This is a genomic window from Bartonella sp. AU16XJBT, assembly GCF_028618665.1.
GTDB lineage: Bacteria > Pseudomonadota > Alphaproteobacteria > Rhizobiales > Rhizobiaceae > Bartonella.
This window is the reverse complement of record NZ_JAQITF010000002.1, coordinates 118,063-139,163: the sequence shown is the minus strand read 5'-3', so window position 1 is coordinate 139,163 and position 21,101 is coordinate 118,063. Positions and strand designations below refer to the sequence as shown.

At 40.0% G+C, this 21,101-nt stretch carries 18 protein-coding genes, 4 tRNA genes and 1 pseudogene; 3 read left to right on the top strand and 20 right to left on the bottom strand.

Annotated elements, in window-relative coordinates:
- Positions 1-7: 7 nt before the first annotated feature.
- From PVV66_RS01770 to PVV66_RS01705, 14 genes are all read right to left on the bottom strand, one after another.
- Positions 8-1,477 (bottom strand): NADH-quinone oxidoreductase subunit M, encoded by a 1,470-nt coding sequence (locus PVV66_RS01770; protein ID WP_273718310.1) that lies wholly within the window; start codon positions 1,475-1,477, stop codon positions 8-10.
- Positions 1,477-3,441 (bottom strand): NADH-quinone oxidoreductase subunit L, encoded by a 1,965-nt coding sequence (gene nuoL, locus PVV66_RS01765; protein WP_273718308.1) that lies wholly within the window; start codon positions 3,439-3,441, stop codon positions 1,477-1,479. Before nuoL ends, PVV66_RS01770 begins: the two co-directional genes overlap by 1 nt.
- Before the next feature lie 6 nt (positions 3,442-3,447).
- Positions 3,448-3,756: an NADH-quinone oxidoreductase subunit NuoK gene (gene nuoK, locus PVV66_RS01760; protein WP_273718306.1), complete on the bottom strand. Its 309-nt coding sequence runs from the start codon at positions 3,754-3,756 to the stop codon at positions 3,448-3,450.
- 13 nt (positions 3,757-3,769) lie between these two features.
- Entirely contained in the window at positions 3,770-4,390 is a 621-nt protein-coding gene (locus PVV66_RS01755) for an NADH-quinone oxidoreductase subunit J (RefSeq protein ID WP_273718304.1), read from the bottom strand.
- 95 nt (positions 4,391-4,485) lie between these two features.
- Positions 4,486-4,977, bottom strand: coding sequence for an NADH-quinone oxidoreductase subunit NuoI (gene nuoI, locus PVV66_RS01750; RefSeq protein ID WP_004860049.1), 492 nt, complete (start codon positions 4,975-4,977; stop codon positions 4,486-4,488).
- 14 nt (positions 4,978-4,991) lie between these two features.
- Positions 4,992-6,038 (bottom strand): NADH-quinone oxidoreductase subunit NuoH, encoded by a 1,047-nt coding sequence (gene nuoH, locus PVV66_RS01745; protein ID WP_273718504.1) that lies wholly within the window; start codon positions 6,036-6,038, stop codon positions 4,992-4,994.
- A 22-nt stretch (positions 6,039-6,060) separates the two neighbouring features.
- The gene (gene nuoG / locus PVV66_RS01740) at positions 6,061-8,130 is read right to left on the bottom strand and encodes an NADH-quinone oxidoreductase subunit NuoG (protein ID WP_273718299.1); all 2,070 of its coding nucleotides are present in this window, start codon (positions 8,128-8,130) and stop codon (positions 6,061-6,063) included.
- 63 nt (positions 8,131-8,193) lie between these two features.
- Positions 8,194-9,501, bottom strand: a complete 1,308-nt coding sequence (gene nuoF, locus PVV66_RS01735) for an NADH-quinone oxidoreductase subunit NuoF (RefSeq protein ID WP_273718297.1) — start codon at positions 9,499-9,501, stop codon at positions 8,194-8,196.
- Between the two features lie 161 nt (positions 9,502-9,662).
- Positions 9,663-10,319, bottom strand: a complete 657-nt coding sequence (gene nuoE, locus PVV66_RS01730; protein WP_273718295.1) for an NADH-quinone oxidoreductase subunit NuoE — start codon at positions 10,317-10,319, stop codon at positions 9,663-9,665.
- Positions 10,319-11,509, bottom strand: a complete 1,191-nt coding sequence (locus PVV66_RS01725) for an NADH-quinone oxidoreductase subunit D (RefSeq protein WP_273718294.1) — start codon at positions 11,507-11,509, stop codon at positions 10,319-10,321. The genes nuoE and PVV66_RS01725 overlap by 1 nt, the downstream gene beginning before the upstream one ends.
- A 121-nt stretch (positions 11,510-11,630) precedes the next feature.
- On the bottom strand, positions 11,631-12,239 hold the full coding sequence (locus PVV66_RS01720; protein WP_273718502.1) for an NADH-quinone oxidoreductase subunit C: 609 nt from the start codon (positions 12,237-12,239) through the stop codon (positions 11,631-11,633).
- A gap of 17 nt (positions 12,240-12,256) precedes the next feature.
- Complete coding sequence (locus PVV66_RS01715) at positions 12,257-12,838, bottom strand: NADH-quinone oxidoreductase subunit B family protein (RefSeq protein ID WP_273718293.1); 582 nt, start codon at positions 12,836-12,838, stop codon at positions 12,257-12,259.
- Positions 12,829-13,194: an NADH-quinone oxidoreductase subunit A gene (locus tag PVV66_RS01710; protein WP_273718292.1), complete on the bottom strand. Its 366-nt coding sequence runs from the start codon at positions 13,192-13,194 to the stop codon at positions 12,829-12,831. Before PVV66_RS01710 ends, PVV66_RS01715 begins: the two co-directional genes overlap by 10 nt.
- 292 nt (positions 13,195-13,486) lie before the next feature.
- A tRNA-Asp gene (locus PVV66_RS01705) sits at positions 13,487-13,563 on the bottom strand.
- A gap of 176 nt (positions 13,564-13,739) precedes the next feature.
- Here PVV66_RS01705 and PVV66_RS01700 point away from each other — a divergent pair.
- Positions 13,740-13,815, top strand: a tRNA-Val gene (locus tag PVV66_RS01700).
- A gap of 1,082 nt (positions 13,816-14,897) precedes the next feature.
- Positions 14,898-14,987, top strand: a tRNA-Ser gene (locus PVV66_RS01695).
- 243 nt (positions 14,988-15,230) lie between these two features.
- On the opposite strand, the gene PVV66_RS01690 is transcribed toward PVV66_RS01695, so the two are convergent.
- The 6 genes and pseudogenes from PVV66_RS01690 to PVV66_RS01665 all read right to left on the bottom strand — a co-directional run bounded on the left by PVV66_RS01690 (position 15,231) and on the right by PVV66_RS01665 (position 19,992).
- Positions 15,231-16,697 (bottom strand): replicative DNA helicase, encoded by a 1,467-nt coding sequence (locus PVV66_RS01690; RefSeq protein WP_404977241.1) that lies wholly within the window; start codon positions 16,695-16,697, stop codon positions 15,231-15,233.
- 2 nt (positions 16,698-16,699) lie between these two features.
- Positions 16,700-17,698, bottom strand: a complete 999-nt coding sequence (locus PVV66_RS01685) for a phage late control D family protein (protein WP_273760947.1) — start codon at positions 17,696-17,698, stop codon at positions 16,700-16,702.
- A pseudogene (locus PVV66_RS01680) lies at positions 17,698-17,951 on the bottom strand (tail protein X). The gene PVV66_RS01685 and the pseudogene PVV66_RS01680 overlap by 1 nt, the downstream one beginning before the upstream one ends.
- Positions 17,948-18,418, bottom strand: a complete 471-nt coding sequence (locus tag PVV66_RS01675; RefSeq protein WP_273760943.1) for a phage tail protein — start codon at positions 18,416-18,418, stop codon at positions 17,948-17,950. The pseudogene PVV66_RS01680 and the gene PVV66_RS01675 overlap by 4 nt, the downstream one beginning before the upstream one ends.
- 156 nt (positions 18,419-18,574) lie before the next feature.
- Positions 18,575-19,828 (bottom strand): phage tail tape measure protein, encoded by a 1,254-nt coding sequence (locus PVV66_RS01670; RefSeq protein WP_273760946.1) that lies wholly within the window; start codon positions 19,826-19,828, stop codon positions 18,575-18,577.
- An 87-nt stretch (positions 19,829-19,915) separates the two neighbouring features.
- A tRNA-Arg gene (locus PVV66_RS01665) sits at positions 19,916-19,992 on the bottom strand.
- A gap of 271 nt (positions 19,993-20,263) precedes the next feature.
- Here PVV66_RS01665 and PVV66_RS01660 point away from each other — a divergent pair.
- A complete protein-coding gene (locus tag PVV66_RS01660) occupies positions 20,264-21,037 on the top strand; it encodes an NAD kinase (RefSeq protein WP_273718641.1) in 774 nt (257 codons plus the stop codon).
- Positions 21,038-21,101: the final 64 nt, after the last annotated feature.

Genomic DNA, 21,101 nt, shown 5'->3' with positions numbered 1-21,101 from the left:
CCCTGATCTAGTGTAGTTTATTGATGAGGGCTTCTACGGAAAACGCCGTCACTTTAAGAATAGGCGTTGGATAGATACCAAAGAATATTGTAAGAATAACCATCGGATAAAGAATAAATTTTTCCCTTGAAGAGAGATCTATCAGTACTTTTAAATTCTCTTTATCCAAGGAACCAAAAACCATGCGCCGATAAAGATAAAGAGCATAGGCTGCTGACAAGATAACACCTGTTGTTGCTAAAACAACAACCAATTTATTCACTTGAAAAACACCTATTAAGGTTAAAAACTCACCCAAAAATCCTGAAGTTCCAGGTAATCCGACATTTGCCATGGTGAAGATTAAGAAAACAACAGCATATTTGGGCATATTATTTACTAAACCACCAAATGCTGAAATTTCACGCGTATGCAAGCGATCATAGATCACCCCAACACAAAGAAATAAAGCCGCGGAAACAATTCCGTGCGACAGCATCTGATAAATAGCCCCTTGTATCCCCTGTTCATTCGCAGCAAAAATACCCATCGTTACATATCCCATATGCGCTATTGAGGAATATGCAATAAGTTTTTTGATGTCACTTTGAACAAGTGCAACCAATGAGGTATAAATAATAGCGATAAGTGATAATGTAAAAACAAAAGGCGCAAAATCTGCTGAAGCGATAGGAAACATAGGTAAAGAAAAGCGAAGAAAACCATACCCACCTAATTTGAGTAAGACACTCGCTAAAATAACAGAACCTGCTGTGGGTGCTTCTACGTGCGCATCAGGAAGCCAAGTATGAACTGGCCACATCGGCATTTTAACAGCAAAAGAAGCAAAAAATGCAAGCCATAACCACATTTGCATATGAGCAGGAAACTGATAATTGAGTAAAGTTGGTATATCAAGGGTTCCAGCCTGCCAATACATAGCCATAAGAGCAACCAGCATAAGTACTGACCCCAGTAAAGTATATAAGAAAAACTTGATACTTGCATAAACACGACGGGCTCCACCCCACACCCCTATAATGATAAACATTGGAATGAGGCTGCCTTCAAAAAAAACATAAAACAATATTGCGTCAAGAGCACAAAAGACTCCAATAATCGTAACTTCAAGAAGAAGAAAAGCAATCATATAAGCTTTTAATCTCTCTTTAACATTCTCCCAACTTGCTAAAATACAGAAAGGCAAAAGAAAAGCCGAGAGAACAACAAAAAGAATAGAAATACCATCAACCCCCATATGATAGCTAATACCATTCCCTAGCCAACTAAATTTTTCAACCATTTGAAAATTCGGATTGGTAGAATCAAACCCTATCCAAATAATTAAAGAAATAATAAAAACAAATATCGTCGTAAAAAATGCGACATTCCGTATATTATGGCGCGCAGCTTCACTATCATCTTTGATAAACAAAATCAGAAGCACACCAACAAGTGGTAAAAATGTAACCGTAGAAAGAATAGGCCAATCGGTCATTAGTTTATGCCCCCGATCATCATCCATGTAATAAGCATCGCAACACCTATAAGCATCGCAAATGCATAGTGGTAAAGATAGCCTGTTTGCATCCGAACAACTCTATTTGTAATATCAACAACACGTGCTGCAATACCATTAGGACCTAGACCATCAATAATTTTACCGTCTCCCACTTTCCAAAGAAAAGAACCAATTCTAAAGGTAGGACGAACAAATAAAAAGTTATATAATTGATCGAAATACCATTTTTGATAAAGAAAGTGATATACTCTTGGCATAATATGAGCCATTTTCTTGGGAAGAGATGGAAAAGAAATATAGAACAAATAGGCGAACATAAAACCAAGAACCATTGCTATAAATGGCGACCATTTTACCCAATTAAAGACATTATGAGCATCATGAAGAATATGATTGTGGCTGCTTGTAAACAATGCTCCCTTCCAAAAAGCATCATAGAGGTTACCAAAAAAGTAAGGTTGGAAAACGACACCAGCAAATATTGCTCCAATAGATAAAATAAAGAGTGGAATTAACATCACTGGAGGCGATTCATGAACATGATGCATAACATCAGCAGTTGCCCGTGGTTTTCCATGGAATGTCATAAAGATAAGCCGCCATGAATAAAAGCTTGTCAATAAAGCAGCAAAAACCAGAAGATAAAAAGCATATCCTGAAGCAATATTATGGGATGCAAAAGCAGACTCTATAATCGCATCTTTTGAGAAAAAACCAGCCGTCCCGAAAAGTGTTCCTGGTATTCCAACACCGGTCAATGCAATGGTCCCGACCATCATCATCCAATACGTGACCTTTATATGCTTGCGTAACCCACCCATTTTTCGCATATCTTGTTCATCAGATACAGCATGAATGACAGAACCCGCACCAAGAAACAGTAAGGCTTTAAAAAAAGCATGGGTAAAAAGATGAAAGACAGCAGCACCATAAGCCCCAATACCTAATGCCACAAACATATACCCAAGTTGAGAACATGTAGAATAAGCAATAACACGTTTAATATCATTCTGCACCAACCCCACAGTTGCTGCAAAAAACGCCGTTGTTGCGCCAACAATAATAATCACGGTCAAAGCAGTTGAAGATAGTTCAAAAATTGGCGACATACGCGCAACCATAAAAACACCCGCCGTTACCATTGTGGCGGCATGAATAAGTGCTGATACGGGTGTTGGTCCCTCCATCGCATCAGGAAGCCAAGTATGTAAAAGAAATTGTGCTGATTTTCCCATCGCACCAATAAATAATAAAAGACATGTAATGGTAAGTGCCGCCTGTCCTTCAAGCTGCCAACCTAAAAATGTCATATTTTGTATAAAGCTATTGTCTGCAGCTTTTGCAAAGATAGAGGCAAAATCAACCGATTGGAATAAAACAAAAATACTAAATATTCCTAAGAGAAAACCAAAATCTCCAACACGATTGACCACAAAAGCTTTCATTGCAGCCTTATTGGCAGAATCGCGCTGAAACCAAAAACCTATAAGCAAATAAGACGCAAGTCCTACACCTTCCCAGCCAAAAAACATCTGGATCAAATTATTGGATGTCACCAACATAAGCATCATAAATGTAAACAGAGAGAGATAAGAAAAAAAACGGGACCTTGAAGGATCATGGTGCATATAACCAATTGAATAAATATGCACCAATGCCGAAACACTGTTTACAACAATGAGCATGACCGCTGTTAATGTATCAATATGGAAAGCCCAATTAAAACTTAAATTACCAACAGCGAGCCAATGTAATACTAATACATCAATTGCTGGAGTATGACCAAGTGCAAGATTGAAAAATGCTATCCACGACAATATGGCAACAATCACCATAAAGCTACATGTTATCAATTCACTTGCACGATCTCCTATCGTTTTTCCACCTAGTGCAGCAATGAGAAAACCCAAAAGTGGAAGAAAGACAATCGTATAATACATCACTGGTTAGCCTTTCATTACGTTAACATCTTCAACCGCAATAGAACCACGATTACGGAAAAAAACAACAAGAATTGCTAAACCAATGGCCGCTTCAGCAGCCGCGACAGTTAAAACAAATAAAGCGAATATCTGACCAACGAGATCATGAAGAAATGCTGAAAATGCAACAAAATTGAGATTAACTGAAAGTAATATAAGCTCAATAGACATCAAAATAATAATCACATTTTTTCTGTTGAGAAAAATTCCAGCAACACCAATTGTAAACATTAAAGCAGAAACAGTGAGATAATGCGTAATATCAATATACATATCCATAGCCCCCTCAAATACCCTTGCCTGATTCAACTTGCTTAATCTCAATGGCACTTTCTACCGTTCTAGAAACTTGCTCCGCAATAGATTGTCGCTTTACTCCTGATTTATGACGAAGTGTTAAAACAATAGCACCAATCATTGCAACCAATAAAATTATTCCAGCAATTTGAAAATAGAAAACATAATCCGTATAGAGAATATCTCCTAATGCTTGTGTATTTGTTCGCTGTACTAAATCTGGCATTGGTTGCGTAACATGCGTTCTTAAGACTGGAGAAAAATGGCTACTCACAAAAACAACAATCAATTCTACAGCGATAATAAAGCCAATAAGAGCTCCAATAGGCGCATATCGAAGAGCGCCACTCTTTAACTCAGCAAAGTCAACATCCAGCATCATAACGACAAATAAAAATAAAACAGCGACAGCTCCAACATAAACAACAAGCAGAATAAGCCCCAAAAACTCTGCTCCGGCAAGCAAAAATAAAGCCGCTGCATTAAAAAATGCAAGGATTAAAAATAAAACAGAATGCACAGGATTGCGTGCTGTAATAACAATCACTGCACTTGTTAGCATAATAAAAGCAAACAAATAGAAAAATGCCGCCGCTAGATCTGTTAGCATAGGCTTCTCCTTAATTATCCAAACAATTGGTACAAAACTTTCATACCAGATTACAATTTATCGGAAATTATCCGACACCTCATTTAGCGACACACTTAACGATAAGGTGCATCCATCAATATATTTCGAGCAATTTCTCGCTCCCAACGATCTCCATTCATTAAAAGTTTTTCTTTATCATAATAGAGTTCTTCACGCGTTTCTGTTGCAAATTCAAAATTTGGACCTTCAACAATAGCCTCTACTGGACAAGCTTCTTGACAAAAACCGCAGTAAATACACTTAACCATATCAATATCATAACGAACAGTTCTACGCGTACCATCATTCCGTCGCGGTCCAGCCTCAATTGTAATTGCTTGTGCAGGGCAAATTGCTTCACATAATTTACAGGCAATACACCGTTCTTCACCATTCGGATAGCGACGCAGTGCATGTTCACCACGAAAACGCTGAGATACAAAACCCTTTTCATAAGGATAATTAATCGTAGGCTTTGGCGAAAAAAATTGACGCATGGCTAAGAAAAAAGCACTCACAAATTCTAATAAAAGGAGTGACTTTGCCGCCTGAATAAAACCTGACATCGTAAAATCTCCTCTTAAACGAAATTCGTAAACTTTAAAAAAGCCGCTGTTATCACAACCATTGCTAGTGAGAGAGGAAGAAAAACCTTCCAACCAAGCCGCATGAGCTGATCATAGCGATAACGTGGAACAAATGCTTTAACGATAGCAAACCAAAAAAACACAAAACAGACTTTTAAAACAAACCAAATAACACCAGGAATCCAATTCAGCCACCAAACATCCAAGGGAGGGAGCCAACCGCCTAAAAATAAAATGGTTGTTAATGCGCACATTAAAACAATAGCAACATATTCACCAAGAAAGAAGAGCATGTAAGGCGTTGAAGAATATTCTACCATATGACCAGCAACAAGCTCAGACTCTGCTTCCACCAAATCGAATGGAGGACGGTTTGTCTCTGCGAGCGCAGAAATAAAAAATATAATAAACATTGGAAAAAGGACTAACCAATTCCAATCGAGAAAACTGTTAAAAGGAAGACCTAGAGTTGTACCAAGACCATTTGTTTGTTTAAGAACAATTGTTGTGAGATCCAACGAACCACTTACTAAAATGACGGTCACAAGCACAAAACCAATAGAAACTTCATAAGAAACCATTTGTGCCGCCGAACGAAGAGCTCCCAAGAAAGGATATTTTGAATTTGATGCCCATCCCCCCATAATAACACCATAAACTTCAAGAGATGAAATGGCTAAGATATAAAGCAAACCAACATTAATCTTCGCAACTTCCCAGCCCTCACTGACAGGGATAACAGCCCAAGTCGATAAAGCAAGAGTCGCTGAAACAAAAGGAGCTAAAAGAAAAACCCCCTTATTTGCACCTGCAGGGATAATAGGTTCTTTCACAACAAATTTAATTAAATCTGCAAAAGACTGTAGCAATCCCCACGGACCAACAACATTGGGACCACGCCGCAATTGTACTGCAGCCCAAATTTTTCTATCTGCATAGAGAAGATAAGCAACTAAAACCAACAGAACAACCAAAAGAAAGAGTGTTTTTCCAACGATAATAAGTAATGGCAACAGCCAAGTCATAAAGAAATCATACATCATTATTCCTTTTCTTTTGCCCTTACTCTACAGCTTGCATAGCACGGCTTTTTGCAAGAGATGAACATTCAGCCATAACGGCAGAAGCACGTGCTATCGGATTTGTCAAATAAAAGTCTTTAACCATAGAAGTAAATGTTTGACTCTCCAGGGAAACCATTTTTGAACCAAGCGCCTTAAGATCACTTATATCAGAAGGCATTATATCATCAACGGCATAAAAATGTGGATAATCATTAAACAAGCATTGTCTTAATTGAGAGAGAGAATCAAAAGGGAGCCTTTGCCCTAAAACATCCGATAAGGCACGCAAAATAGCCCAATCTTCTTTTGCTTCACCTGGAGCAAAACCAGCCCGATTTGTCATTTGAACACGCCCTTCTGTATTCACATAAAGCCCTGATTTTTCAGTGTAGGCCGATGCAGGCAAAATAACATCAGCAGCATGTGCACCATTATCACCATGACTACCAATATAAACTTTAAAAGCTTTTATATTGGCCAATTCCACTTCATCAGCACCAAGCAAAAATAAAACTTCACAGGTTTTTAGAATATTTGCAACCCCAAGTTGAGACGTAAAACCTATGTCCAACCCTCCAACGGTCGACGCTGCATTATGAAGAACCCCAAACCCATTCCATTCTTCACTAAGAGCACCAATATTATCCGCTAACTTAGCAAGGCTTTTTAAAACAGATAATCCTTCATTTCCTGAAACTGCCCCCTCTCCGATAAGAATAAGAGGCCTCTTTGCTTCTTTTAAGATATTAAAAAAAGAATCCTCTCCACGAATAAGTGTATTTAATGCATCACTCCCAGATCCAAGATAAGAATAAGGATAACGTAAATCGACTTCCTCTCCAATGAGCGCGATAGGAAAATTTCCCATCCGTTGGCGCTTTAAAATACGCGCATTTAAAACAGCAGCTTCATGGCGTGGATTAGAGCCCACAATAAGCAGGGCATCAGCCTGTTCAATCCCCGCGATTGTAGGATTAAAAATATAACTCGAACGCCCAAACTCTGGCGATAAAGCAACGCCTTTTTGACGACAATCAAAGAGTTTTGAACCCAACGAGATCAGTAATGCTTTAAGGGCATACATTTCCTCAACAGAAGCAAGATCCCCAGCAATAGCTCCAATTTTTTCTGGCAAGATTTTAGAAACTACGGTTTTAATTTTTGCAAAAGCTTCTGCCCAACTAACAGGTTGAAGTTTTCCGTCTTTCCGTACATAGGGTCTATCAAGCCGCTGAGTCCGTAATCCATCCCAAATAAAACGCGTTTTGTCAGAAATCCATTCCTCATTTACATCTTCATTTGTACGCGGCATAATCCGCATAACTTCACGGCCGCGGCTATCAATACGGATAGCACTACCAAGAGCATCCATCACATCAATCGATTCTGTTTTCACCAATTCCCACGGACGCGCATGAAATGCGTAAGGTTTTGAAGTTAAAGCCCCCACTGGACAAAGATCAATAACATTTCCCTGTAATTCAGATGTCATAGCTTTTTCAAGATATGTCGTAATTTCAGCATCTTCACCACGACCGATCAAACCAAGTTCAGAAATACCTGCGACTTCCGTTGTAAAACGAACACACCGTGTGCAATGAATACACCTTGTCATCACAGTTTTGACAAGAGGCCCAATATATTTATCTTCTACAGCACGTTTATTTTCTGTATAACGAGAACAATCTCGCCCATAAAGCATTGCTTGATCTTGAAGATCGCATTCTCCCCCTTGATCACACACTGGACAATCCAAAGGATGATTAATGAGAAGAAATTCCATAACACCTTCACGTGCTTTTTTTACCATCGCCGTATTGGTAAAAATTTCTGGTGCTTCACCGTTAGGCCCTACCCGTAAATCACGAACTCCCATCGCACAAGAAGCCTGAGGTTTTGGAGGACCTCCCTTGACCTCAACCAAACACATGCGACAATTGCCAGCAATTGACAAAGATTCATGAAAACAAAAACGCGGGACTTCTGCCCCAGCCGCCTCAGCTGCCTGAAGCAACGTGTAGTAATCAGGAACTTCAATCTCTTTGCCATCAACTTTGATATTTATCATCACTCATCCAACCTGCGGATAATCCACTTAAAATTTGCATTCGGTTGCTCTTTTAAAAATCTTCTATCCCACTGCTTCCAAAGCAATATTTTTTCTTTGCACGACATTTCGCGTGTATTCATCAATTCTACGCTCGATTTCCGGACGGAAATTACGAATCAACCCTTGTACTGGCCACGCTGCCGCATCACCAAGTGCGCAGATTGTGTGCCCTTCAACCTGTTTAGAAACCTCAAATAACAGATCAATTTCACGCTTTTGCGCTCTTCCCTCAACCATACGTCCTAAAAGGCGCATCATCCACCCTGTGCCTTCACGGCATGGCGTACACTGACCACAACTCTCATGTTTGAAAAAAGCCGATATCCGCCAAATTGCCTTGATAATATCAGTCGATTTATCCATAACAATCATACCCCCTGTGCCAAAAGAAGATCCGACATCGCGCATTCCATCAAAATCCATGATCGCATCAACCATATCCTCACCACGAACAACTGGACAAGAAGCGCCTCCTGGAATAACCGCTAAAAGATTATTCCATCCGCCACGAATACCCCCCGTATGTTTTTCAATTAATTCACGGAAAGAAACACCTAGGGCTTCTTCAAAGGTACAAGGGGCATTAACATGACCGGAAACCATAAATAATTTTGTTCCGACATTATTTGCACGCCCAATTGATGAAAACCAGGAAGCCCCTCGACGTAAAATCGTTGGAACAACCGCTATCGATTCGACATTGTTGACTGTTGTTGGACAGCCATAAATCCCCATATTTGCAGGGAATGGCGGTTTGAGACGAGGTTGCCCTTTTTTCCCCTCAAGACTTTCGAGAAGCGCTGTTTCTTCACCACAAATATAAGCACCGGCCCCATGATGAATAATAATATCACAAGCATGACCATATTTTGTTTTTTTGCCAAGCAAGCCTGCTTCATAACATTCATCCACAGCCGCTTGAAGCGCTTCACGCTCACGAATATATTCACCACGAATATAAATAAAAGCAACATTTGATCCCATTGCAAAAGTAGCAATTGCACATCCTTCAATCAAAGTATGGGGGTCATGGCGTAAAATATCGCGGTCTTTACATGTCCCAGGCTCCGATTCATCAGCATTAACAACCAAATAATGAGGACGACCATCATTCTGCTTTGGCATAAAGGACCATTTCATTCCAGTAGGAAAACCAGCACCACCACGACCGCGTAAACCTGACGCCTTCACCTCATCAATGATCCAATCACGACCTTTATTAATAATCTCTTTCAAACCACTCCAATGCCCACGCAACATTGCAGCCTTTAATGATTTGTCTTTTAAACCATAAATATTGGTGAAGATACGGTCTTTATCAGTTAGCATACCCCACCTTTTTCTCTATTACCCGTAGCATTTTTAGCTTTTCCTCAAATGCAATTTTAAAAAACTTCTTAAAACTTTCTACTTTTAATTAAATGTCGTTATAATATGGATAAAATAATGAAATATCTTTTCAAAAAATATTTAACTAAGATCCCATTCCCTTATGATCCTTTTTTCTTTGAAGATTTGAGAGATTTTCTTTTTTCTTCATCTTCAAGAAGAGATGTTAAACCACTAATCGGCTCCGAAGATTGACGACTGTTTTGTGGACCAACCTTTATCTCAGCCCCCTTTCCTGCCTTAAATGCATCAATAATCTCTTCAAGGCGTTCAGCTGTGAGATCTTCATAAGTATCTTTAAAAATCATAACCATAGGAGCATTAACACAAGCGCCAAGACACTCCACCTCTTCCCATGATAATGTTCCATCCTGATTGGTCGTAAAAGGTTCATGATGAATTTTTTTCTGACAAACTTTAATCAATTCATCAGAACCACGTAACATACAAGGAGTCGTACCACACACTTGAATATGCGCTTTTGTCCCTACAGGCTTAAGCTGAAACTGAGTATAAAAAGTAGCAACCTCTAGGACCCGGATATATGCCATAGAAAGAATTTGAGCGATATGCTCAATTGCAGCACGTGTCACCCAACCATCTTGCTCTTGTGCACGCATTAATAACGGAATAACAGCCGATTGTTCACGCCCTACAGGATATTTTTCTATGGTATTTTTCACCCATATCTGATTTTCCTTTGTAAAAGAAAACTCTGCGGGCTGATAGACATCATCTGCAAGACGGCGTACGGACATTAGCGATCAACCTCCCCAAAAACAATATCAATCGAACCCAAAATAGCTGTAGCATCCGCCAACATATGACCTCGGGTTAAAAAATCCATAGCTTGGAGATGAGCAAACCCAGGAGCACGCAACTTAACACGATAAGGCTTATTGGTTCCATCTGAAACAAGATAAACACCAAACTCACCCTTTGGCGCTTCTACTGCAACATAGACTTCTCCAGGAGGCGTATGAAAACCTTCCGTATAGAGTTTAAAGTGATGAATCAGCGCTTCCATTGAGCTTTTCATCTCAGACCGCTTTGGTGGTACAATTTTGCGATCTAAACTCGAAACTGGTCCATTCTTTTCACTACCAAGCAATCGTTCTACGCATTGACGCATAATTTTCGCTGATTGACGCATTTCTTCCATACGAATAAGATAGCGATCATAACAATCACTATTTTTACCTATAGGAATATCAAATTCCATTTCATCGTAACATTCATAAGGCTGACTTTTACGCAAATCCCACGGTACACCAGCACCACGGATCATAACCCCAGAAAAACCACGTGCCCAAGCTTCGTCAATACTGACAACACCAATATCCACATTACGCTGCTTAAAAATCCGATTTGGTGTCACAAGCGCATCAAGTTTTCCAAGAGAAACAAGAAACGGATCAATAAAATTACCAATGTCCTCAACTAAAGATTCTGGTAAGTCTTGGTGCACACCACCAGGGCGAAAATAATTGGCATGAAGACGCGCTCCACAGGCACGCTCATAAAAAATCATCAATCTTTCACGTTGCTCAAACCCCCAAAGCGGTGGAGTTAAAGCACCAACATCCATCGCCTGTGTCGTTACATTAAGCAAATGATTAAGAATACGCCCAATTTCAGAAAACAAAACACGTATTAACTGTCCTCTTTTGGGAACCTCAACACCTAATAATTTTTCAATCGCAAGAACAAAAGCATGTTCCTGATTCATAGGAGCAACATAATCTAAACGATCTAGATAAGGCCCTGCTTGAAGATACGTCTTTGTTTCCATTAATTTTTCGGTACCGCGATGTAATAACCCGATATGCGGATCTACACGCTCAACAACTTCACCATCCAACTCTAGAACCATGCGCAAAACGCCATGCGCTGCAGGATGCTGCGGACCAAAATTGATATTAAAGTTTCGAACATTGACCTCAGCCACAATCAACCCCTTGCTTTCTTAAAAAACTTCATATCAAACATTAAAAAAATCTATCATATTAAAAACATTTAATTATTTAAGAAACACACTACTCTAATATAATACCTTATCAAAACCAATGTTATTTTTTTCCATCTACTTTTTCATCACAAGGTAAAATATATTGTCCACCTTCCCAAGGAGAAAGAAAATCGAAATTACGCATTTCTTGGCGCAAAACAACGGGCTCATAAATCACCCTCTTTGCTTCATTATCATAACGGCATTCAACAAATCCTGTCACAGGAAAGTCTTTGCGTAAAGGATATCCTTCAAACCCATAATCTGTTAAAATCCGTCTCAAATCCGGATGACCTGAAAATAAAATCCCATACATGTCATAGGTTTCACGTTCATACCACTCTGCACCAGGATAAACGATACAAGCGGAAGCAACAGGCGTATTTTCATCTGTACGAACTTTAACACGTAAGCGTAAATTCTCACGAGGAGACAGTAATTGGTAAGAAATATCAAAACGCTTATCGCGAGAAGGATAATCCACACCACTAATGTCTGTGAGATTAATAAATTGACAGCGAGAATCATCACGAACAAACATTAGGACATCGATAATTGCATCAAGACGCACCACAATGGTTAATTCACCAAAAGCAAAAACAGTCTCTTCTAGCTTATTTCCCAACTTGCTTTCCAAATATGCTGCAAGTTCAACCAGTGATTCATCCATCATGATACGAAAACTCTCTATCGCTCTATGGATCCGGTACGACGGATTTTTTTCTGTAACAACAATATGCCGTATAATAATGCCTCCGCTGTAGGAGGACAGCCTGGAACATATATATCGACAGGCACGATACGATCACATCCACGCACCACTGAATAGGAATAATGATAATATCCCCCACCGTTTGCACATGACCCCATAGAAATTACATAACGTGGCTCTGGCATCTGATCATACACTTTTCTTAAAGCAGGCGCCATCTTATTTGTTAGAGTACCTGCTACCACCATCACATCTGACTGACGGGGTGAAGCTCGTGGTGCATATCCAAAACGCTCATTATCATAATGCGGCATTGAACACTGCATCATTTCAATAGCACAACAAGCCAAACCAAAACTCATCCACATTAAAGAACCGGTACGTGCCCAAGTAATCAAGGCATCTGCTGAGGTAACTAAAAAACCCTTATCTGATAATTCAGCATTAATATCACGAAAAAACTTATCATCTGATCCTACCAGTTTTCCCGTATTGGGATCAATGATTCCTTTTGGTTTTGGAGCTGTAATCGTTGAATTATTAGATCTTAATTCCATTCAAGAGCTCCTTTTTTCCATTCATATATAAAGCCAATAGTCAAAATCGCTAAAAACACAATCATCGACCAAAAGCCAAACATACCTATCGATTTGAATGAAACAGCCCAAGGAAAAAGAAAAGCAACTTCAAGATCAAAAATAATAAATAAAATTGAAACCAAATAGAAACGAATATCAAACTTCATGCGTGCATCACTAAATGAATTAAACCCACATTCATAAGCCGATAATTTTTCAGGATCGGGAGAACGATATGCTACAATGTAAGGTGTAATCAACAAAACCCCAGCAATAATCGCTGACACAATAATAAAAATCAAGACCGGCAAATAAGAGCTCAATAAATAAGCCATAACCCTCTTCCATCGTAACGAAATGCCTGAGTTTAACACAATGACTCGATATTGCGAGATCAAACAGACAAATTTAACAATCGCTCTATTAATTCTGCTCATACGGCTTGAAAGGTATACAGAGCGATACTTTTCTTATCGGCATAGGTAACGCAGAGCAAAGAAAGACGCAAGCACTATTCTTATAAACCATATAAAAAGGAAGAAAAAACATATCCCCCCTAAATTAGACACTCCATACCTAATTCATAACACATAAATATCAAGAGAAATTCCATAAGGAAACATAAAATGGCGCGAGTGACGGGGCTCGAACCCGCGACCTCCGGCGTGACAGGCCAGCACTCTAACCAACTGAGCTACACTCGCGCATTTCTTTCGAACCAATTCATTATTGGTATAAGGGGTCGTGTAAGGGGTTCATACGTTTATGTCAAGAAGACTTATGCATTTTTTTAAAAAAATCATCAAACACAATCTTTATTCTTGCGTTTGCGAAAAAATTTCCTTAAAGAGAGCCTATTCAATTGCTGATCATTGGCATTGGGCGATTAGCTCAGCTGGTAGAGCGCCTCGTTTACACCGAGGATGTCGGGAGTTCGAGTCTCTCATCGCCCACCATTTGTTTTTATATCAATAATAACTTGTTGGTTTTATACATACTCATGAGTGAGTAAGCTTTTGAAGCTTGGTTAAAGTTTATGTTCTTTGCCTATGTACAATGAGTATTTTTAAGCTTTGTTCTTGGAAAACTATTCAATACTTTAACAAACGCCCTAGTATTTTTACCTCTATATTATTCAAAGAATTAAAAAAACTCTTTGTGAAAGCTTTGATTCTTTAATGAAAGGAACCTCCCTATTAATCTAAGTGTATTGCTCAATAAGCCTTTTCTTCTCTTCAAATCAACTTCTTACTAATCTTACAGCAAAAAGCGTTATAAATATATCCACTTTTCAGTCATGCTTGAGCTTGGAAGAAGTTTTATACTTTCAATGCAAATCTTGCGTAAAATTTTGTTCAAATAGTATAAGAATTAAAAAAAATCACTGTTAATCAATAAAAAATTTGTCGTGATTCTAGCTGAATTTTTCAGTTCTTTCTCTATTAGAATAAATCAACTGCTTTCTTCAAGCTATTCTTTAACTGTATGATATACTCAAATATTTTTATTAAAAAAATTAAAATCCTTTAAAGAGTTTTCTTATTAAATCATACTTACTTTAAAATCAATACAAGCTTACCTTGAATAATATGTCGTTCCTACAATTTACCTCTCATAAACTGTCAGAGCAATAACATTTTCTTTTCGCAAAATATGAACGAACTAAATGGAATAAATATCTAGAAAAGCAAAATAATTCAAAAATATACGTCTGCAAAGAATTTAATATAATTTATCAAACAGTTCCCACTAAACATATCTTATCATTATGAAAATAATTGTCAAAAATTTCAAAAATCTTGCTTTGTGAAAAACTTTTAGACAAGAAAATGAAATGATAAATATCATATTTACCTTTCATTTTTTCAGAAAGAATTATTATGTTTAAAAGTAAAACTATTAGCTAACACACTCAAAAAATTGACTTATGAGGAATTATTTTGCTTGAAACTTAAATAATTTTACAAAAAACGCTTTAGAATGCGTATTAAAATGATTGACCTTTTGCAAGAAGTTTGTCAAAAAGCGTATCTAATTTGGAGGGGTGGCCGAGCGGTTTAAGGCACCGGTCTTGAAAACCGGCGTGCAGGAGACTGTACCGTGGGTTCGAATCCCACCCCCTCCGCCACAGCGCTTTTGTCGTGCTATAACTTCTTGATTCTATATGTCTTTTTTTAAGGTGCGTGTAGCTTGCCAGCGTGTTTTGTATATTTTGCCACCAGGTTTTGTACCAATTTATTTTGTTTCACATGATTTTTAAGGGGTTCTCAAAGGGTCTTTAAAGGCCTTTCAAAGGGTGTTTTAAGATTCGTCATTTTTTGTGAGAATCTATGGGTTTTTGCTTCTCAAGCATCGGATCATTATTTTGAGCTCAAGCGGATATTTCTGGAAAGTTGTCTTTATCCGTTAGGTCACTAAAGCATGTAAATTCAGATTGGAAAACAAGAGGAACGATTCCTGTTGGCCCATGGCGTTGCTTGGCTATGATAACCTCAGCTTTTCCCTTAACTTGCTCCATTGCTTCTTTCCATTTGTGATACTCAGGAGCGCCTTCTTTTTGTTCTTCATTGTTGAGATAATATTCTTCACGATAAACAAACAACACAATATCGGCATCTTGCTCGATTGAACCTGATTCCCGTAAATCGGAGAGTTGTGGACGTTTATCTGTTCTATTTTCAACTTGTCGTGATAATTGCGAAAGCGCAATGATGGGAATATTGAGTTCCTTTGCAAGTGCTTTAAGCCCCATAGTAATGGCTGTAATCTCTTGAACGCGGTTTTCAGAAGAACGCTTTGAACCGCTTGTCATCAGTTGGATATAATCAATTATCAAAACATCTAGACCATGTTGTCGTTTAAGACGCCTTGCACGGGCCGCCAATTGTGCAAGGGATACAGCTCCCGTTTGATCAATATAAAGAGGAATGGTTTGAAGGGAATGCGTCATATGAACAATATTTATAAACTGATCATCAGAAAGATTACCCCGTCGCATATCAGAAGAAGAAACCTTTGTTTGTTCTGAGATAATACGGGTTGCAAGCTGTTCTGTTGACATTTCAAGGGAGAAGAAACCAACAATGCCCCCTTCACTGGCTTGGCTATCATCATGACGCTTACAAGCATTGGCAATGTTAAAGGCAATATTGGTTGCAAGGGACGTTTTACCCATCCCAGGGCGCCCTGCTAGAATAATCAAATCAGATGGTTGCAACCCGCCCATTTTTTCATCAAGAGTTTTAATATGGGTTGCCATTCCAGAAAGCTGTGAAGAACGCTTTTTTGCAGCACTTGCCATGTCCAGTGCTTTGGCAATGGCTCTATCAAAGTTTTCAAAACCAGCCCCATACTTGCCTTTCTCTGCCAATGCAAACAACTGATTTTCAAGCGCTTCAATTTGTTTAGAGGGGGTAAGTTCTAAGGGAGAATCAAAAGAACTATTTACAATTTGAGTGCCAAGGTTAATTAAAGAACGCCGAATAAACAGATCATAAATAACCTGTCCGTAATCTTGAGTATTGATGATGGTGACAGCTTCTTTGGCTAAACGAACAACATAATTAAAGACTGTGATATCTCCAATGTTTTCATCATTTGCAATAAAGGGCTTCACGGTAATCGGGTCTGCAACTTTTCCCTTTTGAACAATTTGTAAGATGATATCAAAAAGCCTTTGATGGAAGGCTTCAAAAAAATGTTCTGGTTTGAGAAAATCAGAAACTCTATCAAGTGCATCATTATTAATCAGAATTGCTCCAAGCAATGCTTGTTCGGCTTCTATATTATGCGGGAGTTGGCGAACAGAAGGAGGGAAGCAGCCTTTTGGATTTTCCATTTTTAGTTGGTTTCCTTTTTCCATGTCTCTTTTGCCTCGATTGGTGCCTCAAAGGTGATTTCGGTGGTGTATCCGCTTTGTTTCTCATAGCGGTGGGTGACGGTAGCGGCTTTCCATGAGCCATTGATTTCTTCCCGAAACCCTTGCAATAAAAGAGGTTGATCCGCCATGATTTCGGGGCGCCCCGCAAGGGTCAAAGAACCACTGCCCACAGCACGGCAAAGTCGGTCTGATTCTGATGCAGCAGCAGCTTGTGCTTCTTCCTTGCAGGTGTAACAAGTGCGAAGACAGCGCACGGGACCGCTAAATCCTGTCTGATGCTTGACTTGGCATTGCTGCCCTTTTGAGCGATCAAAATAAGAAGCTTCAATGGTGCCATATTGCGTACGTGGCTCAAGGGTAAATTCCCAGTTGGAACAGTCGTGTTTATGAAGTTGGAGTGCTGGTAAATTATCTCCGCTTAAAAACAAAAACTTATTATCCTTGATCAAAAAACGTGCCTGCATGCGGTCGGCAAGGCGGGTTAAAAAATCAACCGTGGATTGATCTGTACGCACCACATAAGGCAAAGTTTGTTTGGTGAACTGGGGACTAATCTTTGCTTGATAGCCATGGCGTTTGGCGAGTGTCTCGACAATCTCACCAATGGTTTTGTGGTCAAAATGTTCACTCATCTGTTCTTTGAGTTCTTTACGCATCGAAGCACTTTTGCCACAAAGGCGCAAAATCTCTCCATCACTGCCACCACAACTTACAACCGATTCGACAACAAAACACCCCATAAATGCACTGATGCAGTTCTCATAGCCAAAGGTGACTTGCAGCGCACTGTTACTGGAGGGAATCTCTAAATCATTGCCACTATCATCAAACTCCGCTTCAAATGTATCAGCTTCATTGCCCGCATGATCGGTGATCGTTGCCGTTAAAAGACGCTGGTAAAAAACCTCATGGACAAGATTCTCCCCCACCCTCACCTCAATAAAAGGATGTGTGCGCATTAATCCCATAGCCTTTTACCACGCTGTTCTTTTCACATGATAAAAATTCAGGCAGAATGACCTTTAAGCCCCGCGGCAACAGAGCACCATACCCTGCAATACCTGGATTGGCTTGCAAAGTAGCCTCACAATACCCTCTGATCGCTCCAACTTGAAAACGATCCCCTAAAACAGCCATAGCATGTTGAAAGCAGATCAGATCAAGACTCATATCCTCTAGCTCTACCACAAGGTGCTTTTCTGGTATCTTCATGGCGTTTCTCCCCCTTGGAAATATTGATCATATCCCACTTGGTATTGTCCTTGCGGTTTTCCACCATCAAAAAACGGTATCAAGCTAATGGCATAGCGAATGCGCCCCGATTGACCAGAACGACTGATGTAATCATGGTCTTTCGTGACACTAGTGATCACCACAGATCCATGGAGAAGGGCACTATAGCCGTTGTCACTCATCCAACGGATCATCTGAACGGGCTTGGCGGCACGAATGGTTCTGGTGATGGCATCAAGAGCTACACGATCCCCAAACTCTTCTGGAAACAATACCCCGTGGATGGTTTTGGGATCATTGCCATAGCCAGTAAATTGCAAACCAGGAGCCTCACCAAAACGCTCTAGGCAAACCCATGAAGCAGAGAACTCTTCCTCAAACGATTGGAAATTTAGCCAGTCCACATAAAAGAGATGTGAACCTAACACCAGCAAAGGATCTCTCATAGACGCCCTCCCCTTGATTGTATTCCTTCCAACACGTCATCTCTTTCGAAACCTATCATTGCATCTCTCCTATCATTGCGCCCTCCTAACACTTCATCCCTCCCCTCATTGTGTTCTTTCCAGCACGCCGTCTTTTCCCTTATTCTGTCGTCCTTATCATTCTGTCCCGCCATGCAGGGCATTGGCGCGTGCCCGTTGCAAAGCATGGGCAACCGCACGACCAGTGGCCATGGGTTCACGCGCCCCATTGACATGCACTGTGACATTTTGATTGTGTGTGATGGGGGAGCGGTCTTTGTCTCTTGGTTCTCTCCCTGATGGCTGAGGAGAAGCCCCCGCAAATTGTGCTATGGGCTGGATTGGCGTTTTACCCCCCAAAAAACTTGGCAAAAACTCTCTTACATCAATGGATCCAATCCACTCCTTAATGCGGTGAGGTAAAGATTTACAATAATCCATCAATTGTGAGATGGACGACATAAAGCCCTCAATAATCGAATTAGCCAGATCTTCGCCCGCTTGTTCCATACCAGCCTTGGCACTCTCTGTGAGCTTTTCCTGTGTAAAAAAACGCTTCAACCATTGCCAAAAGTTGGAAAAGCTTTGTTTAACGCCCTCCCACAAACCAGCAAAGCTTTGAGAAACAGAGGAAAGTCCTTGTTTAAACTTTTGCCAATGGGAAGAGAAGTCGAAAGCAGCAGCAATGATATTTTTCCATTTGGTGATGGTTGCCGTATCAGCACCAAAAAAACGCATAACGGCTTCAAAGGCTTGGCCCCAAGCCCGTGTTATCCCCCGTGCAAAATCTTTGACAAAAGAAGAAAAACGATCCCAATATTTCCACAAAGCAAAACCAGCAGCCAATATGACAGCCACAACAGCAGCAATGAGAGCCCCTACCGGAGTAAAAAGCCCTCCCACAACAGAGGACAGGCTTGCCCCAACCACTTCGATCACGGTTCCCATCCAACCAAAGCTGCTCGCAAAAGCCGCCCCTGAAACAGCAATCCCCCGCAAAGCACCCACCAACAAGGTCATGGGGCGCAAAAGTTTGAGGAAACGTGCCCCAAACCCTGCGGTGAGCAAGCCCAGTGAGCGCCCTGAAGCCAAGAGCCCGCACCAACTTGCCTTCAGCATGCGGCTAATAGACCCAAGCTTGATGAAAGAGGCAATCAATTGCAAGATCCCAAGGCGGGTTCCCGCCATGGAAAAACGTACAACCCGTAAAGCGATGTTAAAAGCCATCAGGGCGGCAATGGTCTTGATGATCACACCGGTTAAAGTTGGATGCGCATTCGCCCACGCCATCAAACCATTGACAAATCCCCCAACAGTTTCCATGAGACTGTTGAGAGGAGGCAGGAGCACTTCACCAATGGTGATACCCAGAGCCACAATACGGTTTTGCAACAATTCAAATGGCTATTTTCATAAAAGAGAAAATTTGCCTCTTCTTAGGTGATATTGTTATTGAGGATGATATCAAGTTGAGGAGTTTGGTGCACCCGACAGAATTCGAATCTGTGACCTCTGCCTTCGGAGGGCAGCGCTCTATCCAGCTGAGCTACGGGTGCTTCAAACTGATTATTAAAACCAGTTGTGCTCTTTTAACTAATCATACTCTCAGCTTCAATGCTGAATTATCATTCTAATAAAAAAATTACTTATTTGTAAATTATCTAACGACGCAATATTCTTTCTTTTCTACAATGATACTTTATCTTGAAATAGCTTCTCTTTTTGTTTTCAATACTCTTTTTATTATAAAAAAAGCTTTTATTACAACTTCAAAACTCTCAAAAAATAAGTTACAAGATAAGTTATAAGTATCAGGATAATTCTTAAATGACTACATTACCAAGTCGCTTTCATTTTATTTCCGCTGAAACTGAGGAAGCTATCAAAGCTACCCATAAATTAATTTCCGTTTATGGTCATTCTTCTCTGGAAGAAACTGATATTGTTGTTGCAATCGGGGGTGATGGGACAATGTTACAAACCGTACGAGACGTTATGAACACTGGAAAACCTATTTATGGCATGAATCAAGGCTCTGTAGGATTTCTTATGAATGAATTTCATGAAAAAAAATTGCCTAATCGTATTGCTGTCGCCCATAAAAAAGAAATTCATCCCTTGCGCATGATTGCAAAAGCTGAATGTCAAGAATCTATCGAGGCGCTTGCAATTAACGAAGTATCCCTCTTTCGGCAATCTTATCAAGCAGCAAAAATTCGCATCACCATTGATAATAACGTACGCATAGAACAATTAAGTTGTGATGGTATCCTCGTCGCGACACCAGCAGGATCAACCGCCTATAATTTATCAGCACAAGGACCTATTCTCCCCCTTATGGCCCCCCTTATGGCCCTCACTCCCGTTAGCCCTTTTCGCCCAAGGCGTTGGCATGGCGCATTGCTTCCCAATACAGTAACAGTGCGTTTTGATATGCTTGAACCTGACAAACGCCCTGTCAATGCTGCTGCTGATAATGTTGAAGTTAAATCTGTCCATTCAGTGACTATTTCAATGGCAACAGAAGTAACAGCTTCAATCCTTTTTGACTCAAGTCATTCATGGGATGAGCGCATTTTATCAGAACAATTTCGCTATTAATGATTGTATTATGCGCTTTATATGTATATGATTGTTATAGTTGGCTTTTTTGAAAGCATCTTAA

Bases quoted from the DNA above. Each gene is read 5' to 3' on its own strand.
- nuoH (WP_273718504.1), bottom strand. From the start codon at position 6,038: ATGTATGATTTCTTTATGACTTGGCTGTTGCCATTACTTATTATCGTT.
- nuoE (WP_273718295.1), bottom strand. From the start codon at position 10,319: ATGTCCGTACGCCGTCTTGCAGATGATGTCTATCAGCCCGCAGAGTTT.
- PVV66_RS01660 (WP_273718641.1), top strand. From the start codon at position 20,264: ATGACTACATTACCAAGTCGCTTTCATTTTATTTCCGCTGAAACTGAG.
- PVV66_RS01715 (WP_273718293.1), bottom strand. From the start codon at position 12,838: ATGGAATTAAGATCTAATAATTCAACGATTACAGCTCCAAAACCAAAA.
- nuoL (WP_273718308.1), bottom strand. From the start codon at position 3,441: ATGTATTATACGATTGTCTTTCTTCCACTTTTGGGTTTTCTCATTGCT.
- PVV66_RS01720 (WP_273718502.1), bottom strand. From the start codon at position 12,239: ATGGATGAATCACTGGTTGAACTTGCAGCATATTTGGAAAGCAAGTTG.
- PVV66_RS01710 (WP_273718292.1), bottom strand. From the start codon at position 13,194: ATGGCTTATTTATTGAGCTCTTATTTGCCGGTCTTGATTTTTATTATT.
- nuoG (WP_273718299.1), bottom strand. From the start codon at position 8,130: ATGATAAATATCAAAGTTGATGGCAAAGAGATTGAAGTTCCTGATTAC.
- PVV66_RS01770 (WP_273718310.1), bottom strand. From the start codon at position 1,477: ATGACCGATTGGCCTATTCTTTCTACGGTTACATTTTTACCACTTGTT.
- PVV66_RS01675 (WP_273760943.1), bottom strand. From the start codon at position 18,418: ATGAGAGATCCTTTGCTGGTGTTAGGTTCACATCTCTTTTATGTGGAC.
- nuoI (WP_004860049.1), bottom strand. From the start codon at position 4,977: ATGTCAGGTTTTATTCAGGCGGCAAAGTCACTCCTTTTATTAGAATTT.
- PVV66_RS01755 (WP_273718304.1), bottom strand. From the start codon at position 4,390: ATGCTAACAGATCTAGCGGCGGCATTTTTCTATTTGTTTGCTTTTATT.
- PVV66_RS01690 (WP_404977241.1), bottom strand. From the start codon at position 16,697: ATGGAAAATCCAAAAGGCTGCTTCCCTCCTTCTGTTCGCCAACTCCCG.
- nuoK (WP_273718306.1), bottom strand. From the start codon at position 3,756: ATGTATATTGATATTACGCATTATCTCACTGTTTCTGCTTTAATGTTT.
- PVV66_RS01685 (WP_273760947.1), bottom strand. From the start codon at position 17,698: ATGCGCACACATCCTTTTATTGAGGTGAGGGTGGGGGAGAATCTTGTC.
- nuoF (WP_273718297.1), bottom strand. From the start codon at position 9,501: ATGCTAACTGATAAAGACCGTATCTTCACCAATATTTATGGTTTAAAA.